The following is a 19,489-nucleotide window of genomic DNA, read 5'->3' as shown; positions in this document are numbered from 1 at the left end:
TACCCCCAAGGAGAAAAACTCAGTCCAAATCTCATTCCATACACCTTTGGAGACTGGTAAGAGACTCTAAAGGGAAGACTATTCACGTAGTATTTACTATACCTACTGGAACCGTGGTAATTTAAGTGGTTATTAGCTCTAAAGATATTCTCACTATACAGGCCTGGATAAAGAATAACAGAATTGTGTAAAAGCCATTGACCTTCCTGACTCTTAAAAAAATCTCCCTTAAGGAGAGGTAGCTTATACTTCATGAGTGTAGGATCTCTTCCCCCTACAAAGTCATCAAAAACCTCACCTTGCTTCCTTCCTACATCGGCAAACGCCGATTCCACACCCTCTTGATACCCCACAGAAAACTTCCCAAAAGGGGTCACAATAAACGCACTATTACCGTTATTGACTATGGCCTTTCCTTCATCTATGGAATTAGCAATCTCAGGTATTGTTAACTGAAAGCGCACACCGTAAAGGGTTCCAGTGTCACTTAGATACTCCATAGACATACTGCCCAAGAAGTCACAATCTGCGCCTATACTCGTACCCTTCTCCCTTCCCTTAGATCTCAAAAAATCTCTTAACGCTGGCCACTCTCCACCTTTCACCTTGCCGGGGACATCAGCCATATCACCCCAGTTGTAAAACATGATCCTTCCATTAAAGGAAAAAGCATCACCCTCGTTGTTGCCACCATAATCACGAGCTACACCACTTCGTGCAAGATCAGGAAACACAAGTCCAGAAAACAGACCTAAGTAAAACACGAACAAAACCGACAGTATCCGCACAATCCACTCCCGAAAAGCAATACGCTGCGCCAGCGTACATTATTCTTGAAAGTTATACAACTAAAATATGCACTTATTTGCATACATATCTTCTGCAATTACTCTCCTTGGTACAGTATCGTAAAAATTGTAATGTTTTTCGGTTCACGTAGTCCCGAAATGTGAGCGCTTTATTCCCTATATTGTAAAAGGATTACTGGAGCAACTGCGTCGCTGTAAATAATGTCACAACTCCCTATGGGCCTGATTATAGTGTTCGCGCTTCTTGGCATGAGTTTTGCAAAATATATCCCCTGCAGGAGTTTTAGATCCTACAAGCTCCTTACTTACGAAGATTATTCCACAATCTGGTATTAATTATTATGACAAGCAAGGTGCCGGCGATTAAAGAAGTTATTATCTTAATACCTAGCCTTTTTCTTTGTTCCATTTCGGGCTCCGCAGCCCATTGTAAGAAATTTACCACATCACGTGCTATATTTTCCACAGTAGGTGGCGTTCCATCCATATAGCTAACTATGCCTTCGGAGATAGGGGGAGGCATAGCAATTTTATTGCCAGGAAATGCCTCATTTGTGTACAGCCCATTCTCATCTGCCTCTGCACTCTTATAGCCAGTTAAAAGTGCATAGATGTAAGTTGCACCCTTATGCCTCGCCTTTACCATAAGCGAAAGGTCTTGTGGATAACCACCATTATTTGCGGCAGACGCTGCCTCCTTGTTAGGAAACGGGCTAGGGAAATAATCTGATGGTATTCCGGGCCTTTCGAACATGTTCCCGGATTCATCAGGCCCATCATTAATGCTGTAGGAACTGGCTATAGACTTCACTTCCTCATCAGTAAATCCTATCTCCTTTAAATTACGGAACGCTATGCGCTTCATAGAGTGACAATTAGAACATACCTCTCTGTAGACTTGGTATCCACGCTGCGCAGACTGCCTGTCAAACATACCCCATACTCCCGAAAATTTCCATTCGGGAACATCCATTTCGTTGCCGCGTGGGCCATGCTTCGCATGACCCGGAGAGTAAAAACTTAGCACAAAAATTACGCACAAAAACAATGCGGCCCACCTAAACATATTATTTCATCTCCGGCACAGTGTCACTTATGCTATCAGGAAGCTCCTTACACCTCTCATATTTCGATAAAAGAGGCAAAACTATACAAAAGTACGAAAAATAGTAGAGAGTAGAAGCTCTACCAAGCGATATAAAAGGCTCCTTAGCCTCTTGCCCCCCTATCCACATTAGAAAGCAAAAATTCGCTACAAAAACCCAATAGAACCCCTTCATTATAGGCCTATACTTGCCACTTTTCACCTTAGATCTGTCTAAGAAGGGTAGCAAGAACCACACCGCTATAGCACCAAACATGGTACCAACACCTAACAATTTGTCCGGAATGGACCGTAACATAGCATAAAAAGGCAAAAAGTACCACTCAGGCACTATATGCTCGGGAGTGATCATGGGATCAGCCTCTATGTAGTTATCAGGATGTCCCAAGTAATTAGGTGCGTAAAACACGAAAAAGTATAGAAAAACAAAAAACAACCCGAAGGTTATAGTGTCCTTTATGATGTAGTACGGATACAAAGGTATGGTATCACGTTCTGATTTGACTTCAATGCCACTGGGATTTCCAGAACCAAACCTATGAAGGGCAACAACATGCAATCCCGCCAAACCAATAATGATAAATGGAAATAAGTAATGCAGCGCAAAAAACCTATTAAGTGTAGGATTGTCTACGGAAAACCCACCCCATAGCCACCTTACAACATCCTCTCCTATAATGGGCACTGCAGAAAAAAGATTCGTTATTACAGTGGCACCCCAAAAACTCATCTGGCCCCACGGCAACACATAACCCATGAACGCAGTTGCCATCATAACAAAGAAGATTATGACACCCATGAACCAAACTAATTCTCTGGGACTTTTGTAAGAACCATAATAAAGCCCCCGAAAAATATGAATATACACCACTATAAAAAAGAAAGACGCCCCCACAGCGTGCGTATATCTTATGAGCCAACCATAATGAACATCGCGCATTATACGTTCCACACTATCAAAAGCATGGTCCACGTGCGGAGTATAGTGCATTGCAAGAAAGATGCCTGTCACCACTTGAAGTATTAATGCTATCCCAGCTAAGGATCCAAAATTCCATGCATAGTTGAGATTCTTAGGAACTTGATAAGAAGCAAGATGCTTTAAAAAAGCACCGATAGGGAGCCTGTACTCTATCCACGCCAATACCCCTTTCTTGCCACTATCAAGCTCCACGTTTTCCCCATCTAGCATATCTAACCTTGCACAGCACTCTTCTTCCCTATCACCATAGTAACATCATCAGAAAAATAGTAATCGGGCACTATCAAATTCAGAGGAGCAGGACCAGAGACGATTCTACCTGATGTATCATATTTAGATCCATGGCAAGGACAGTACCACCCACCATCTCCACTCTTTACCTCTGTGGGCACACACCCTAAATGAGTGCATACACCAATCATCACTAGCCACTCTTGTCTTCCTTCACGAGTTCTCTGATCGTCAGTTTGTGGATCACGCAAACTACTTATATCGACAGCACGCGCGTATTCTATCTCTTCCTTAGTCCTCCTTCGCACAAACACTGGCTTCCCTTGCCATTTGACGATTTTTGTATTCCCCTCCTTGATCCCTGAAAGATTTACCTCAACAGTAGCATTTGCCATGACATCCGCAGCAGGCTTTAAAGACTTCAGTAACGGATACAGAAATGAAAAAAGCCCCATACACGCCATTGATAAGGTGGTAATACCCAAAAAATCTCTTCTCTTTAGCTTGCTATCACCCTCACTACACTTGTTGCCTTCCTCAACTTCCTTTGCAATCACAGTAAACCTCACCCTTGCACAACTTCAAATCTCTCGGCTAGATTCAAACTATAAACGCCTTATCCTTGCTGCACATTATAAAAAATAATCCGCCAGAAACCAAGGAATTTCACCTATAGAGCAGATTAGGCATGCAATATGAAACTTCTAAATTTAGCATTTAGAAGAGAACTCACGCGCACATGCAGCCGCTGCCAATGCCTAATTTTATAACCCTTCTCTCTATCTTCTTGGCTTCCTCTTCAGTAAGTCTGCATGACAAAATCTTTTCCTCGACCATTTTTGATAGGTGGTCTGAACGCTTTATGCAACTTTTTACTTCGGAAGGAAGCGTATTATAAATCTCCACGCACCTTATTATGCCCGAATATTGAGCATATTCTCTTTTTAACTCGGAATCTAACCTTTCAAATTCTTTTCTTGAAACCTCCACCACTCTTCCGCATCTTATCCAAAACCCAAAATTGAACACGGTTAATACAGCAAATACAAACAAGAAACTTACAAATAACGTATCGTGCTTATAACTTCCATGTTTACCAGGGAATACTTTCAAAGCTATTAGTACACAAGCTAGCCCCGCCCAAAACGCCGACATAACTAGGTCTATATTACGTAAGTTACTTCCGCTGTTCTCATTAAGATTTGCTACCTGAATTTGCCGAGATAAATCACTTATCTCAATCTTGCCCTGAGCGCAAAATAGAGAAAAATAGTTCCTAACTCTCCTCTCCAAAAAACACTTACTTATAACTAAATCGCCATGTTTCTCTCTGATCCCAGAGTACAAATGGCTTCTTACCATCTTCTTTTTATCAAGCCTAGCAAATGCCCATCTATTGACAAATAAAATGCCTATAGATGCGATAAAAGCAGACTTGGTTACAAAAGCAAAATTTTTATATATGTATTTCATTACCATACAATGTTATATCCCCCTGCCACCCCTATTAAATTCCGAAATAAACACGCTCTTTGCCCCTATGAGCTCTATAAGCTAGCCCTATAACACAAAAATAAAACTGCACCCTTAGATAGAATGCCATCCATGGATTGCCCGGATAGGCGCTATCTTCTAATTGCATGAGCGGCAAGTAGAAAAAGAAATGAAGTTATAATAGTCATGGGACCCGGAAATATATCAAACTTTACAGAAAAAAGTAATCCGAGTACACCCGAAAGCGAGGCAACGATAGCAGAAATGATAACCATCCTGATAGGAGTATCTGATAGCTTTCTAGCCACCGATGCAGGTATTATTAGAAATGCAGTTATCAATAGTATCCCCACAAACTGGGAAAACAAAACAACTGCAGTTGACGCAATTACCAAGATTTCCATCTTGATGCGACGAGCATTTATGCCCATAGATAATGCAAGATCGTCACTAATGGAAACTAAAACCCAATATTTCCAACGATAAACTATGACACATAGTCCAAATAAGGAAATAGCAAGCATCTTCACTAACTCTTTAGAGCTAACCATAAGTACATCACCAAATAGCGAATGCACTACACTTTCCCCTGAATAAGGAACAAACGACAGTAGCACCATTCCCACAGACATAACAACGCTGGTCATGATGTTCAAAATCGCATCTATAGAGTGTATTTTGTCTATAACAAACGACATTATGATCGCAAGTACCACTGCAATGGCTACTACAGTGAGAGAAGTACTAACCTGCAATACCATGGCAATTCCCACACCCAGCAACGAAGAGTGCGCAATACTATCCCCCATATATGACAGCCTATTCCAGACCATCACAGACCCCAGAGGAGCAGCTACCAAGCCCGCTATCAGAACTGCAATAACCCCATTTATGAAGAACCCTTCTGATATAACGCTAAGCATACACACCAATAACACAACAGCAGGATCAGCTCTCTCCTTATAAACAGAAAACTTCAGGAATAGCGCCTAAGAAGATAAAAATTCAGGAAATCAGGCTATTACTGTACACACTAGGATATAGAGAACAACTTATAACCCGCCACACGCACCTTGCAGCCAATTTTGTCGCTGCGCTCCTGCAATAAATTACATACCTTGGTTTTTCCGTCAATAACAAACGTTTGTTCCATGAGTACCATGTCTTCAAAAAACTTTTGCATCCTTCCCCCTATGATCTTCTCAGCAACAGAGTCAGGCTTGCCTAATTCCTTCACTTCCTTGGATACCATAGACCTCTCATACTCAACCACGCTACTACTTAGAGAGTCTATAGATACGGACTCAGGTTTCGCAGCAACGATATGCATTGCAATCTGCTTTGCAAAACCTTCCAGCTCACCACGACTGCCACCATCTAGCTTGCCTTCAACTTCTAGAGTGACAAGAGCCGCAGCCCTGCCTATACCAGCTCCCACAGCAGAATGTACATAGCTAGCAAGAACCCCTTCAGATGCCAAGTTAATGACGCCTATGCTGCTCACAACAACGTTTTCACCTAGTACAGCAGCAACACCAACAATCTCATCTTTTATACTGGAGCCACCTTCTTTATCGTGCGGCATAGCTAAAAAAGCATCAAGATCTTCTGAGCCAAAATCGTGCAAACGCTTCGCCAAGTCCAGCGCAAACGCCCGGAACCTATCGTTCCTAGCAACAAAGTCAGTCTCACAGCCCAACTTCAGTATGGCACCCCTGGTACCCTCCACGTGTACAGCAACTAGCCCATCAGCTACATCCCTGCTGGACTTTTTATGGGCCTTAGCAACTCCTTTCTCTCTGAGATACTCTCTAGCCTTATCAATATCACCAGCAGACGCCTCTAATGCCTCCTTACAATCTCCTATTCCAGCACCAGTAGCACTGCGCAATTCCTTCAGAACCCCAACGTCAATCTTCATCCCACAACCCTTCAACAACTAAACAAAAACTATTCACTAGGCGCGGAAATATCACCAGAGTTTTGTGTCTCTTCCACGGCGTCATTTAGATCCACTTCAGCAGATTTCTCTTCCACTACCACTTCATTTTTAGATTTGGTAGATTTCAGCGCAGACGCTATATGAGCCTTATTTCCCGCAGGCTTTACAGCAGAAACATTAACTCCAGAATTCATCAAATCCGAGCGTATAGCCTCCAATATTGTACTGGACACTGCCCTACAGAAAAAGTCTATAGACCTAACGGAATCATCATTACCAGGGATAGGATAGTCAATGCCCGCAGGATCTGAATTCGTATCTAGAACCGCAACTACAGGAATCTTCAGTTTATTAGCTTCCTTTATAGCTATATGTTCCTTGTTCGTGTCTATCACAAACAGCATGTGCGGCAAGCCACCCATCTCACGAATACCCCCAAGAGATCTTTCAAGTTTTTCGCGCTGCCTATCAACGACAAGCCTTTCCTTTTTGATAAGTTGCACTTCAGGATCAGCAAGCAATTTTTCAAATTCAAGCAATCTCTTGATAGAAAAAGAAACAGTCTCCCAGTTGGTAAGCATTCCACCTAACCACCTGTGATTCACATAGTACTGGCCACAACGAATTGCCTCATCTGCTATCATGTTAGAAGCCTGCACTTTAGTTCCAACAAAAAGCACCCTACCTCTTTTCACAACTACATCGTACAGGGCACTCATGGCATTTTTTAGAAGCGCTAATGTCTTCCTCAGGTCTATTATGTGAATATCCTTATACTTGTGCACTCCATATATGTAAGGTGCCATAGCAGGGTTCCATCTACCCGACTTATGCCCCAAATGCACCCCAGCTTCTATAAGATCACGTATGCTAAATTCAGGCAAATTCTTCATGAATAACTCCAAAATACAACAGTTACACTTCCACGGCGTAACTCACAAAAGTGAGACCATCGCGCCACCGTGTGACAAATGGCAACCCCTATCTGAGGTCGCACAAGATACTATCAGGGAGCATGACCTTTATCAAGGAATACGTAATAGATCAAAGTAATTGCTGAGTAAGCAATACGTTTCATGCAGCGGCAACCCCGCTATAGAAGAGTAAGATCCCTGAATCCAAGAAACCAATCCAGCAGCCCAGCCTTGTATGCTGTATCCACCGGCTTTTCCAGCCCATTCTCCGGAATGAAGATAATAGTCAATCTCTGCACCAGACAATCTCTTGAATTGCACTACGCTTACGACACTCCTAACATGCACATTACCATCAGGAGCACAAAGACAAACGGCCGTACACACCTTGTGTCTACGACCAGAAATCATGTTCAGATATTTTAAAGCTTCATCTTTACTTTCAGTTTTGGGCATGACCCTATTGCCACAATACGCAACGGTATCCGCACCTAGCACAAACTTGTCAGATCTTAGTGAGAAAACCTTATCAGCCTTCTTCCTTGCCACTCGGAGCGCATACGTTCTAGGAACCTCTCCTGCAATAACAGACTCATCCACATCGGGAGACAGTATCTCACCAGGCACAACTCCAATCTGCTTCAATAGGTCTAGCCGATACTTAGAAGACGATGCAAGAACTAAGTTCTCTATCTTTAGCACATCCGTCAGTCCTTACTTCTTAATCTACTAACAACTCTTCCCTTGCCCATTCCGGTCTTGCTTACACTGTACGAACTAACTTCAACAATGACCTTATCGTGTAGTAAAATACGTATTTTACTTTTGCGTATCCTCCCAGATGCATGCGCCATCACTTCGTAACCATCATTTAACTTAACAATAAAAACTGCATCTCTGAGCAACTTCGTGACTACACCCTCTACTCTTGCTACGCCCTCCTTAATTCTCACCACTAACCAAAAAAATCAACATGGCAGGTATTGTAAGATATAGATAGTGTCATTGCAATCAGTTTAAGTGCTAACATCTTGCATTATTGCAGAACCAGCAATAACTAATTCATGTCCTCGAGAGATCAATCTCGCTGCATCAGGGACTCCTGTGACCCAAATACATCCATCATCATCGGAATCCACTACATCAACGTCCACAAAATGCACCGCATTTTCACTATCTAGCACCTTGATGCCCAAAATGCCATCACCATTCACCGTAATGGCAGACGAGGGAATCTTGTGCGCATTTACCGTACCTACAGCAAACTTTGCTCGCGCAGGAACCCCATCGACAACAAAAATTTCTTTATTGTCGCCTCCATCAATCAAAACTTCCACCTTGCAGAGCTCCACTTGATCGGAAATAACGCTACACACAGAACTTACTTTACCTTGCAGAGCAGGGCCCTCCGCATAATCAAAGATGACTTCGACACTGTCGCCAAGGTTGACCCCTATCAAATCTCCTTCTGGTAAATATGCAACAACTTTCAGCTTCTCAAAATTGAGAACTTTAGCAACAACCTGTCCGATATGAACAAAAGATCCAACTTGAGGCACTATCCAATCAACAATTCCCGCAAATGGAGACTTTATCTTCGTATTATTTAGATCCAGCTTTGCCATATTAAGATCAGCTTCAGCAGACAATAGTGCCGCATCTGCACCATACTTATGTGCGCGCGTGCCATATCCGTCACTTGTCAAAGACTCCGAAGCAACGTGCTCAAGCTCTCTTTTATGTAACAGTGCCTCGGCTTGTTGTGCCCTTCCCTCCTTTCCCCTATCATCAACGACCAAAATTACCTGATCTCTATTAATTGGCGTTCCATTATCAAAAAATACTTGTTTCACGCTTCCACTGACTTCAGAAACAATATCAACAGATTTCCACGCATAAACTTTAGCAGCAAAAGTCTTGCGTACAACTCTCTCCTCTGCAACCAGTTCAGAAATCTCCATATAGGTGCTGTTACTCTCTACATTTTGCAGAAAAGACTCGTCTTTTGCCCGCTTGCTTTTAATTGTACCCACGACAAACCAAGACACAACCAGCGCAAAGCACGCAAAAAAAACCTTGTATCTAGTACGACATTCAGAAAGTCTGGCACGAAACTCAGAAAGCCCGCCAAACCTAAACCTGAAGCAACTAAGACTTAACATGCAACGCAGCTTCACAGGCATCTCTAAATGCTTCGTTTACGTCAGGATGCGAATGACACACATTGTATATATCACTCGCAGTCGCCCTATATCCGAGCGCTACAGCCGCTTCGTTTATCATAACATCCGCATGTGCTCCAATAATATGGACCCCCAAGATGATATTGGTAGTTTTGCACACAATAACTTTTACAAATCCATCTGAATCGTACGTAATTCTAGACCTGCCATTCGCAGCAAAACTGCACTTGCCTGTCTTATACGCGTAACCAACGCTCTTTAGGTATTGCTCACTTTTTCCCACAGATGCAACAGCAGGATGTGTGTATATAATGGACGGAATTACAGCATAATCCACAGATGCCGCACCTGCACCCATAGCTATTTTATCTACAACGACGCAGCCTTCCATCTCTGCCTTGTGCGCAAGCATCTGTCCACCTATCACATCACCTATTGCGTAGATGCCTTTTATACTCGTTTCGTAATTCTCATCTACTACAATAAATCCCCTACTGTCGAGTTCTAGATTGTCAACAATAGACCCAACATTAGGCACGCGACCCACGGCAACTAGCACCTTATCCGCTTTGACAGAAGACTTGGAACCATCAACAACTGATTCGCACTCCACAGTAACTCCCGAAGCGTTGCGCGATACGGATGAAACGCGAGACGACAAGCAAAATTTAATGCCCTGTTTGATCAAGCAGTCTAGCAGCGCCTTACTTATGTCTTGATCTGATCCAGCTGCAATTCTTTCAGAGTATTCTATAACCGTTACTTCGGCCCCCAACCTGCTCCATATCGAGGACATCTCCAACCCTATTGCACCTGCACCCACAACAACAAGTTTCTTTGGCACATCCATACGTAAAGCAGCATCAGACGATATAACCCTATCATCATCTATGGGCAAGTTGGGCAAAGAAGAAACCTCAGACCCCGTAGCAATTATCACATTTTTCGCCGTGAGTTCTTCCCGTGTCTGATCTTTGCAAGAAACCGAAACCTTGAAAGAATCACCACTCTTACCAGCTACCTTAGCAACACCTTGGAAAGCGCGAACTCCCACTGTGGAGAAAAGCGATTTTATACCTGAACTAAGAATTGATATTTCTGCATCTCTTGCCTTAAACATGGCATCTATATCGAACTTCACGTCTTTGGACACAATGCCCAATTTCGGAAAAAGCTCCTTAGCTGCATGATACTTGTAAGAATAGTCCAACAAAGCCTTTGAGGGTATGCACCCCACTCGGAGACACGTACCTCCCAACAAATCATTTTTGTCAATGCAGGCAACTTTAAGGCCCAATTTAGCGGCACGTAAGGCGCACTTATACCCACCTGGCCCAGCACCTATAACAGCTAGATCGTAATCAGCCATAAATCACCCCATTAACTACGAAACAATCATCAGACCTTTTCTACCTGCCGAAACATATAAAGAAGATCCCATAGCAACCGGAGAATGCGCACAGTCGAGAAAAAGAGAGGATGTATAGATTTCTTCAGGAATACCAGACACAACATTAATTCCTAACAGATATCCTCCTCCACCCATAACCCATAACTTCCCTCGAGAGACCACAAGCGTGCTCCATCCACCTTTATTGCGTCCACGCCTACTCCATTCATTCAAAGACAACGCCCAACGCTGCTCCTTTGTAACCGCATCTATAGCAGCTACAGTCCTGCCGTTCCTAGATACAGTGTAATAGAGCACTACATCACCCACTGCAGCTATATCGTACGCACCAGTCTCTTCCCCTTTCCAAACTACATTTCCGGAAGATGCATCCATGCTGACCAAGGCGCCAGCACTATCAATAACGAATATTTGTCCAGCTGCTACTACAGGAGAAGTGTTTATTTTGCCCACAAGATCACTTTTCTCTCCACCTAGAACTTGATCCCAGACTCTATCGCCGCTGTAAGAATCAAAACACGACACTCTCCCATCAGACAATAACAGCACTACGTGGTGCTTCACTGGGTCATATGCAACGGTACGGGAACCCCTTACACGCACATCTGCACCCATTTCCTCGTGGTGCCAAATGAGTCCGCCCGTCTTAACGTCAAAAACATATAGATAATTGCCAGTGGTCAGGGCAGCTACGGACTCCCCCTCATTTAGGGAAACTAGACCACCGCTTAAAAAGCTCTCCAAAGTACCTTTCCACTTTATCTCCCCCGCACCCAAATCAATACCATAGATGAGGTTATTAACCGCGCAAACTACAATTCCAGCAGAATAAATCAAACCCGAAGAATACACAGCAGCATCAGAAAACAACAAGGAAAGACGCCATAACGCTTTTCTCTCATTTACGTCAAACGCAATAAGATCTCCCTCGCTATTGAGCGTCACAATCACATTCTCCGTACCTACCGGAGAATGCACCAAGCGCATATGCTTGCCACCCACTACCGCAAGCTTAGAGTACGTAGGATCAATCTCAGTGGACAAATGCGTAGTGTGTAACGTAGCTCCCTTATGCCTGAAGCTAAGACTCTCAGCGCTAACATTTACGCTGCATAACAAAAGAAAAAATACCCACGCCGCCGCTACAGTACGCATCTCTTTCCGATCCTTAGAATCACGCCCAATAATTAGTCAAGTGCTATAAAAAATCAATCTATTTTATACGATTTCTTTCCACTCAAGCGTACAAAAAGCAGTGCCAAAATGAGGCCATTTACCCTTTCATTTCGCACATCTCATGCTATAATCCTAGCACTATGCACTGAAAGCTTGAGCATCTGCACGATAATTATAGTGCGGTGAGATTTCGTTCCATTATATGATGTGTAGGTTTTTCCTCATCGTTTATGCTCTAAGCTCTTGTTCTTTACACGGTATAAACTATGCAAAAAGTGGCTATAGTAGGCCTGCCAAATGCTGGGAAGTCTACTTTATTTAATAGGCTAGCAAAGAGAAAGTCCGCGCTAGTAAGCAATATAGCGAATCTAACCCGTGATAGAAAAGAAGCACATGTAAACTTTTGTGGCCTGCAGTTCACGGCGGTTGATACAGGCGGTGTTGACAGCGGAGATGAAATACAAGCACTAGTAAAAGAGCAAGTGCATATAACATTACAGCAAGCTGATTTAATCCTCTTCGTAGTTGATGCGAAGCGTGGTACGGATCTACATAATCTTGCACTTGCAAAATGGATAAGAAAAGTAACGGAAAAGCCCGTAGTTTTCGTGGTAAACAAGTGTGAGAGCAGCAAGCACGACGGACACTTAGACGATATAGCGTATCTAAATTTTACAGGACCAGTCTACATCTCTGCAGAACACAACTTGGGGATGGCAGACTTGTATGAAGCTATGTCTCAGTTTATTGAGCAAGAGGATTTAGATCAATCTTCGCAGCAATCACCAGTAAAAAAAACTATTACCCTCTCGATAATAGGGCAGCCGAACGTTGGAAAGTCTACATTTGTCAACAGCATACTTGGAGAGAAGAGAGTAATAACAAACAGCATAGCTGGTACCACACGCGATGCAATAGTAACGGAATATATGTACAAAGGCATCAAGATCTTACTCACTGATACTGCAGGTATGCGTAGAAAATCCAGAGTAGTAGACACTATGGAGACTTTGTCAGTGCAGTCAGCAGTTAGCGGGATTATGAGATCCAGCATCGTGATCTTGATGGTAGATTTTACGCTAGGCATAAGTCAGCAAGATCTATCCATCGCCGATATAGCAATAAAAAACGGCAAAGGTATAGTGCTAGCATTGAATAAGTCCGATTTAGTGACAGATGAGGCGCTTCAAGCAGACATTCTCAGAGAGGTCAGCGAGTACTGCAAAATAGATTTCGAGGTTCCCATCCTGAAAATTTCTGCACTAAACGGAATTGGATGCACTGCTGTTTTGGATAAAGCAATAAAGCTTCACAACATAGCCAGCAGCCGTATAAGTACAGCAAAATTGAATAAATGGCTGGCAGCTGCCGTGGATCACCATCAGCCACCGCTGCAGGATAATAGAAAAGTCAAACTGAAGTATATTTCACAGGTTTATACTCTACCTCCAACATTTGTGATAGCGACAAATACTGCACATATGGAAAACACCTACCAAAAATACCTAAAAAATAGCTTTGCGGAGCATTTCTCAATGCAGGGAATACCATTGAGAATGATATTCAAGAAAGGTACGAATCCGTACGCTTAGCTGAAAGCAGCAATCAAGCATTATCGCCGTATCTAAGTAACGTGTTCCCTGTCATTTCTTCTGGTTTACGTATTTGCATTAAATCCAGGACTGTAGGTGCAACATCTGACAACCCGCCGCTAGCAACAGCTGTCACATGCTTTTTGCTGTTACAGACTACGAATGGAACCGTGCTTATCGTGTGTGCAGTAAAAGGAGTGCCCTCGCCATCAAACATCCTCTCTGCATTACCATGGTCTGCAGTTATGAGCATCGAATAGCCCGCCTTCCTTGCCGCACCATATACCCTACGCAGACACTCATCTACGGCAGTAATAGCTGCTTTTGCCGCCTCTATGTTTCCGGTATGACCAACCATGTCTGCATTAGCATAATTCACCACTATCAGGTCGTACTTCTCAGACTCTATGTTCTCAACCAACCGATCTGTCACAGTAGGTGCAGACATCTCAGGTTTTGTGTCATAAGTGGAGACTTTGGGCGAGGGAACAATTATCCTATCCTCACCTACAAATGGGTCTTCTCTTCCCCCATTGAAGAAAAATGTCACATGGGCGAATTTTTCTGTTTCAGCAATTCTCAGCTGCTTCATACCAAGCTTAGATACAACTTCCCCTAGAGTATTATATATCTCCTTAGGTGGGAATAAAGACGCAATAGGAATCGCTGCAGAATATCTAACCATGCCTAGAATATTACCCGAGCAAGTTGCTCTATCCAGCAACATGCGAAGCAATTGAATCACCCTATCATTCCTGAAATTGGTAAGCAATATGCCATCTTCCTTATTGAACCCATTATAATCGCCTATTACTGTGGGTACGAAAAACTCATCCGACACCCCATTCGCATACGAAGCCTCTATTGCATCTTCTGCGCAGTCATATCTCTGTTCAGATATAGCACTGGCCATAGCATCATAAGCCTTACTAATCCGCTCAATGCGATTATCACGATCCATTGCATAGTAGCGACCACTTATGGTGGCAATTTTAGCGTCCTCACCATCGATCGCCGCATTCAACATTCCAACGTATTTTTTTGCGGAATATGGAGGAACATCCCTACCATCAAGGAAAGCATGAATATACACCTTGATTCCAAATTTTCCCACAACTCTTATAAGCTGCTCCATATGCGACTGAAGAGAATGTACACCACCATCTGACAGTAGACCCATTATATGGCAGACACCTCCACCGCGTTTTACAGCGTTTACAAAATTTAACAACTCAGGATTGTTGTGCACATCACATATCCCTAGGTTAATCCTCTGGATGTCCTGCAACACCACCCTGCCTGACCCTATGCTTATATGCCCTACTTCAGAATTACCTACTTGCCCTTCAGGTAGCCCCACATCAACGCCGCTTGCAGATAAACTACTACTCGGACACTTTGCTACTACGGACTCCCAAAATGGCTTACTTGCCGCATGTATAGCGTCACAGCTTTCACCATTGCAATCGCCCCATCCATCGAGTATACAGAGCACAACTCCATCCTTTGTCATACGCCTCACGGTGAAATGGAAACAAGAGAACTGTTATAGCATGTCAAATCGCATAGTAAATAACTATCACAAACGAATAACACCGTCAAAACTCTAGAAGTATTCGCCTGTATATCCCATATGCAATGACCGGAGTCGCCCACTGCACTGGCATACGAAGCATGGTGGCAGCAACGTTACAAATTGTCTATCAATTATTGCGTATATTTGATAGAATGCTCAGGTTTGTTTTTCATGTTTTTATGGGCAATAAGCACGAAGGGGCGGTTGTAGTACTTTCTGACGGAAGATACTTTTTCGGTCAATCCCTAGGGGTAAGAAAAGACTGCGTTGGAGAGGTTTGTTTCACCACAGGAATCACTGGGTATCAATATACGATAACGGATCCTTCCTTTGCTGGACAGATTGTGACATTCACCTTTCCACACATAGGAAATGTTGGTGTAAATCACAAGGATTTTGAGTGTGCACATGTACTCGCCAGCGGAATAATTATCAGGGAGCTGCCCTGTACATCTCACGTTTCTTCCTACATGGATTTAAACTCTTGGCTAGTAAAAAACAATCTGACAGGCGTATACGGGCTAGACACCAGAGCGCTAGTCACGCATCTTCGCGATCATGGTACGCAAAACGGAGTCATACATCACTTCAACAGTGTAGATACGGTTGACGTGAAAAAGTTACAAGAACTAGCTAAAAACACAGAATATAGTGCAGTCGCGACAGAGTTGGATCATCTGACAGACTACAAAGTATCCAATGGAGGATTCCACGTATGTGTGGTGGATTTTGGCGCTAAGCGCGGTATATTGGATTCGCTCGTTGCTGCTGAATGTGCAGTAACCGTGATTGCAGCACTTGACGATTTTGCTACGCGCATACTGCAGGCAAAACCTCATGGTATAGTGATTTCCAATGGACCAGGAAATCCCGCGGATATTTCGGAAGATGCATTGAACCAGGTACGCGTGTTGCTAGATTCAGGTCTTCCCATTCTCGGAATATGTCTCGGTCATCAGCTGCTCGCAATTGCAGGTGGAGCAGAAACGAAAAAGATGCACCATGGCCATAGAGGCAGCAATCATCCAGTCTATGACATACAGAGTCAGACCGTTGAGGTTACAAGCCAGAATCACAGCTTCACGATCAATGCGGACACTTTGCCGCAAAACATGAAAGTTACCCACATTTCTCTATTCGACGGTACTATTGAGGGCATAAGCTTCATTGATCGCCCGGTTTTTTCGGTGCAATATCACCCTGAAGGACGTCCTGGGCCGCATGATTCCCATTATATATTCAAAAGATTCATAGACATTATGAAAAAACAGGAACCTGTAGATGCCTGCTAGCACCTCTATTTCAGGTGCGCTGTTACCGTGCTGTGCTTGACGTAATTTGCATTACTCTGTACACTCGCAGGCGGTTATTGCTGTAGATTGTGTGTTATGTCGTCCAACAGTGTGGTTACTAAACGGCCGGCAGTGGAGGTTATTCTTGCGCAGCCGAGAGGATTTTGTGCGGGAGTAGATAGGGCCATAAATATCTTGGAAGCTGTGGTTGTAAAGTACGGCAGCAGCAGAGACATTTATGTACTCCATGAGATAGTGCACAACGCTTATGTAGTTGAGAGCTATAAGAGTAGGAACGTTCAGTTTGTTAGCAGATTAGAAGATGTGCCTGATAATGGGTTGGTCGTTTTCAGTGCTCATGGCGTCTCGTCCAAAGTGCGAGAAGTTGCAAGAGAGAAGAATTTATTCGTAATTGATGCCACATGCCCGCTTGTCACAAAAGTGCACTTGGAGATAAAAAAATATGCTAGTCACGGCAAGCGAATAGTCCTAATAGGGCATGCAGGACACAGGGAAGTAGAGGGAAGCATGGGACAGGTAACTGACGAGGTTATATTGGTTTCCAGCGTTGACGATGTACATAAGTTGAAAATTGACGATGACCCGAACAGGCCGATGGCGTACGTCACCCAAACAACCTTAAGCGTTGATGATACTGAGAAGATAGTGCAAGCACTGAGGAGTAGATTTCCTAATATGGTGGGGCCTGCTGCCAGTGATATCTGCTATGCAACACAAAATAGGCAACGGGCCATAGCTACGCTTGCAAACATGGTCGATGTTGCGCTGATAATTGGGAGCAAAAATAGTTCGAATTCTACGCGGCTTTTTGAGCTGGCAAAGTCTCGAAACGAGAGGTCTCATTTTATAGGCTCTTATAAAGAGATAGAGTTCGACTGGTTCTCAGGTGCTCGCAAGATTGGCATAACATCAGGTGCTTCGGCTCCAGATGTATTGGTACAGGAGGTGGTGGATCATCTTAGTGAAGGTCTCGACGTAAAAGTATCGGCAATGGCTGGTGTGAAAGAAAACGTAGTTTTTAAGCTGCCACAACTCGTAGATATCCCTGAAAGCGTTGCGCAGTAGAGTTGAATGCTCCTTTGCCTGATATTTTTATAGAAAAACAACAAGATCCCACCATGTGTTGCCTATCCAGCTCTTTATTCTCTCGTAAAAAAAGCGTTTCGCAGTAACGTGAGGCACTTCTTGCCCTGCGTACTTTACACAAAACCTTCTTTGTGGAGGATGCGCACGAGCAAACGCCCCCTCTTTGGTTTATATAGCAGTTTCTGCGCACAACATTGCACAGTTGTTGCATTATATTGCAATTGGCATTACAATGCGGCGTATTTTGCTATGTCCAGTTTGTGCATATGGAAGTAAGAATTGTTAGAGTTGGCGAAGGGGCGGGCTTGCCGCTGCCGTCTTATGCTACTCCGCAAAGCTCTGGACTGGATCTGTATTCAGCAGTAGACGTTGTGCTTAAAGCGGGCTCTAGAGCCATGGTGAATACGGGAATAGCAATAGAACTGCCGAATGCGTATGAAGCGCAAGTGAGGTCTCGCTCTGGTTTAGCTGCGAAGTTTGGGGTTATTGTCCTAAATTCCCCTGGAACAATAGACGCTGATTATCGCGGTGAGATAATTGTGATTCTGGCAAATTTTGGAGACAAGGACTACGCAGTCAAGAGAGGTGATAGGATAGCACAGCTTGTAATATCCCCCGTGGAGCGCGTAACTCTCAAGGAGGTTGATACAATTACTGATACAAGCCGCGGTGATGGAGGCTTTGGCTCCACAGGTACGTAGTCTTCTCTTTCCTAAAACACAAAATGAAGTGTACGACATATGGAAGCTCTCTGCTTAACGGTATGTAGCAAAGATAAAGTGGTTACTATTGCCAGTACTAGCTGCTGTGATGCACGTTTTTGGCTCCATAGCCTGTCAGTCTTCTCTTAGAATACAAAATAAAGTGATTCCGACAGTGTGCCGCAGTTCTTAGTATTGGTGTGCTATTGTGCTCACCGGATTCTTATGGACAAATTTACGGAAGATACTAGATTTCCCGACGATATATCATATGGATCCTCTGGAGGGCCAGAATTTTCGACGGAAATCATAAAATTATCAGGGGGAACAGAGCAGCGTAGAATCAATCACGTGCATGCACGAAATAGGTACAATGTGGTATATGATGTGAAGTCATATCACAAATTTTCACTCCTTTTGAACTTTTTCTGCGCACATAGAGGAAAAGCTATTCCTTTTAGATTTAAGGATTGGTCAGATTATAAGGCAGTGAACCAGCAAATTGGAAACGGCAATGGTGAATTATCAGACTTCCAACTGCTAAAGCATTATTCCCATGGTAGGAATAGCTACTTACGTACAATAACTAAACCAGTTACCAATACGGTAGAGATATTCCTAGATGGCAAACAAGTAGAACACGGTAAGGACTACACAGTAAATCTCTCTAGTGGTGTAGTATCGTTTGGTGAGCCACCAGTTTTAAATGCATCTATCTCAGCTACTTTTGAGTTTGATGTTTTCGTTAGATTTGACACGGATTTCCTCCCTTGTTCTCTGAACGACTATGAGAATTATGGCTGCGGAAACATACCTTTAGTAGAGGTCAGGCACAAACAGTAGGCTATCTAGACTTAAAGGTTTCGATTAGGTACTATCCTTTAAGCCCCTTTTTAGCTCGCTGATTTTCTTCTCGAGACTATCTATTTGTTTGCGAATATCGGACTTTACATCCCTATCTGTATTCTCACGTT

At 43.4% G+C, this 19,489-nt stretch carries 18 protein-coding genes and 1 pseudogene; 5 read left to right on the top strand and 14 right to left on the bottom strand.

Annotated features, from left to right (window positions below; genetic code table 11):
• The 13 genes and pseudogenes from R4I06_RS02330 to R4I06_RS02270 all read right to left on the bottom strand — a co-directional run.
• Positions 1–788, bottom strand: a pseudogene (locus R4I06_RS02330) (hypothetical protein); the annotation flags it as partial.
• Positions 789–1,110: 322 nt separating this feature from the next.
• Complete coding sequence (locus tag R4I06_RS02325) at positions 1,111–1,875, bottom strand: cytochrome c1 (protein ID WP_410519374.1); 765 nt, start codon at positions 1,873–1,875, stop codon at positions 1,111–1,113.
• Position 1,876: 1 nt separating this feature from the next.
• Entirely contained in the window at positions 1,877–3,106 is a 1,230-nt protein-coding gene (locus tag R4I06_RS02320; protein ID WP_334413909.1) for a cytochrome b, read from the bottom strand.
• A gap of 2 nt (positions 3,107–3,108) precedes the next feature.
• Positions 3,109–3,696 (bottom strand): ubiquinol-cytochrome c reductase iron-sulfur subunit, encoded by a 588-nt coding sequence (gene petA / locus R4I06_RS02315; RefSeq protein WP_410519373.1) that lies wholly within the window; start codon positions 3,694–3,696, stop codon positions 3,109–3,111.
• Between the two features lie 160 nt (positions 3,697–3,856).
• Positions 3,857–4,606, bottom strand: coding sequence for a hypothetical protein (locus R4I06_RS02310; protein ID WP_334413908.1), 750 nt, complete (start codon positions 4,604–4,606; stop codon positions 3,857–3,859).
• A gap of 146 nt (positions 4,607–4,752) precedes the next feature.
• Positions 4,753–5,544 (bottom strand): metal ABC transporter permease, encoded by a 792-nt coding sequence (locus R4I06_RS02305; protein ID WP_334413907.1) that lies wholly within the window; start codon positions 5,542–5,544, stop codon positions 4,753–4,755.
• 110 nt (positions 5,545–5,654) lie between these two features.
• Positions 5,655–6,542 (bottom strand): translation elongation factor Ts, encoded by an 888-nt coding sequence (gene tsf / locus R4I06_RS02300; protein WP_334413906.1) that lies wholly within the window; start codon positions 6,540–6,542, stop codon positions 5,655–5,657.
• A gap of 29 nt (positions 6,543–6,571) precedes the next feature.
• Entirely contained in the window at positions 6,572–7,456 is an 885-nt protein-coding gene (gene rpsB, locus R4I06_RS02295) for a 30S ribosomal protein S2 (RefSeq protein WP_334413905.1), read from the bottom strand.
• 132 nt (positions 7,457–7,588) lie between these two features.
• The gene (locus R4I06_RS02290; protein ID WP_334413904.1) at positions 7,589–8,179 is read right to left on the bottom strand and encodes a Maf family nucleotide pyrophosphatase; all 591 of its coding nucleotides are present in this window, start codon (positions 8,177–8,179) and stop codon (positions 7,589–7,591) included.
• A gap of 5 nt (positions 8,180–8,184) precedes the next feature.
• Positions 8,185–8,430 carry a translation initiation factor IF-1 gene (infA, locus tag R4I06_RS02285; RefSeq protein WP_334413903.1) on the bottom strand — a complete coding sequence of 82 codons (246 nt, stop codon included), beginning with the start codon at positions 8,428–8,430 and terminating at the stop codon, positions 8,185–8,187.
• Positions 8,431–8,493: 63 nt separating this feature from the next.
• Positions 8,494–9,639 carry an efflux RND transporter periplasmic adaptor subunit gene (locus R4I06_RS02280; RefSeq protein WP_334413901.1) on the bottom strand — a complete coding sequence of 382 codons (1,146 nt, stop codon included), beginning with the start codon at positions 9,637–9,639 and terminating at the stop codon, positions 8,494–8,496.
• Positions 9,626–11,029, bottom strand: a complete 1,404-nt coding sequence (gene lpdA, locus R4I06_RS02275; protein ID WP_334413900.1) for a dihydrolipoyl dehydrogenase — start codon at positions 11,027–11,029, stop codon at positions 9,626–9,628. The genes R4I06_RS02280 and lpdA overlap by 14 nt, the downstream gene beginning before the upstream one ends.
• 15 nt (positions 11,030–11,044) lie before the next feature.
• On the bottom strand, positions 11,045–12,226 hold the full coding sequence (locus R4I06_RS02270; protein ID WP_334413899.1) for a PQQ-binding-like beta-propeller repeat protein: 1,182 nt from the start codon (positions 12,224–12,226) through the stop codon (positions 11,045–11,047).
• A gap of 287 nt (positions 12,227–12,513) precedes the next feature.
• Here R4I06_RS02270 and der point away from each other — a divergent pair, with 287 nt between their 5' ends.
• Complete coding sequence (der, locus tag R4I06_RS02265) at positions 12,514–13,839, top strand: ribosome biogenesis GTPase Der (protein WP_334413898.1); 1,326 nt, start codon at positions 12,514–12,516, stop codon at positions 13,837–13,839.
• A 13-nt stretch (positions 13,840–13,852) separates the two neighbouring features.
• On the opposite strand, the gene gpmI is transcribed toward der, so the two are convergent.
• On the bottom strand, positions 13,853–15,352 hold the full coding sequence (gpmI, locus tag R4I06_RS02260; RefSeq protein ID WP_334413897.1) for a 2,3-bisphosphoglycerate-independent phosphoglycerate mutase: 1,500 nt from the start codon (positions 15,350–15,352) through the stop codon (positions 13,853–13,855).
• A 215-nt stretch (positions 15,353–15,567) separates the two neighbouring features.
• Here gpmI and carA point away from each other — a divergent pair, with 215 nt between their 5' ends.
• The 4 genes from carA to R4I06_RS02240 all read left to right on the top strand — a co-directional run bounded on the left by carA (position 15,568) and on the right by R4I06_RS02240 (position 19,358).
• On the top strand, positions 15,568–16,707 hold the full coding sequence (gene carA / locus R4I06_RS02255) for a glutamine-hydrolyzing carbamoyl-phosphate synthase small subunit (RefSeq protein ID WP_334413896.1): 1,140 nt from the start codon (positions 15,568–15,570) through the stop codon (positions 16,705–16,707).
• Between the two features lie 132 nt (positions 16,708–16,839).
• Complete coding sequence (ispH, locus tag R4I06_RS02250; RefSeq protein ID WP_334413910.1) at positions 16,840–17,793, top strand: 4-hydroxy-3-methylbut-2-enyl diphosphate reductase; 954 nt, start codon at positions 16,840–16,842, stop codon at positions 17,791–17,793.
• Between the two features lie 287 nt (positions 17,794–18,080).
• A complete protein-coding gene (gene dut / locus R4I06_RS02245; RefSeq protein WP_334413894.1) occupies positions 18,081–18,515 on the top strand; it encodes a dUTP diphosphatase in 435 nt (144 codons plus the stop codon).
• A 225-nt stretch (positions 18,516–18,740) separates the two neighbouring features.
• Positions 18,741–19,358, top strand: a complete 618-nt coding sequence (locus R4I06_RS02240; RefSeq protein WP_334413893.1) for a DUF2460 domain-containing protein — start codon at positions 18,741–18,743, stop codon at positions 19,356–19,358.
• The last annotated feature ends 131 nt before the right edge of the window (positions 19,359–19,489 follow it).

Origin of the sequence: Anaplasma bovis (genome assembly GCF_036903315.1) — a bacterium.
GTDB lineage: Bacteria > Pseudomonadota > Alphaproteobacteria > Rickettsiales > Anaplasmataceae > Anaplasma > Anaplasma bovis.
This window is presented reverse-complemented; position numbering and strand designations above follow the sequence as displayed.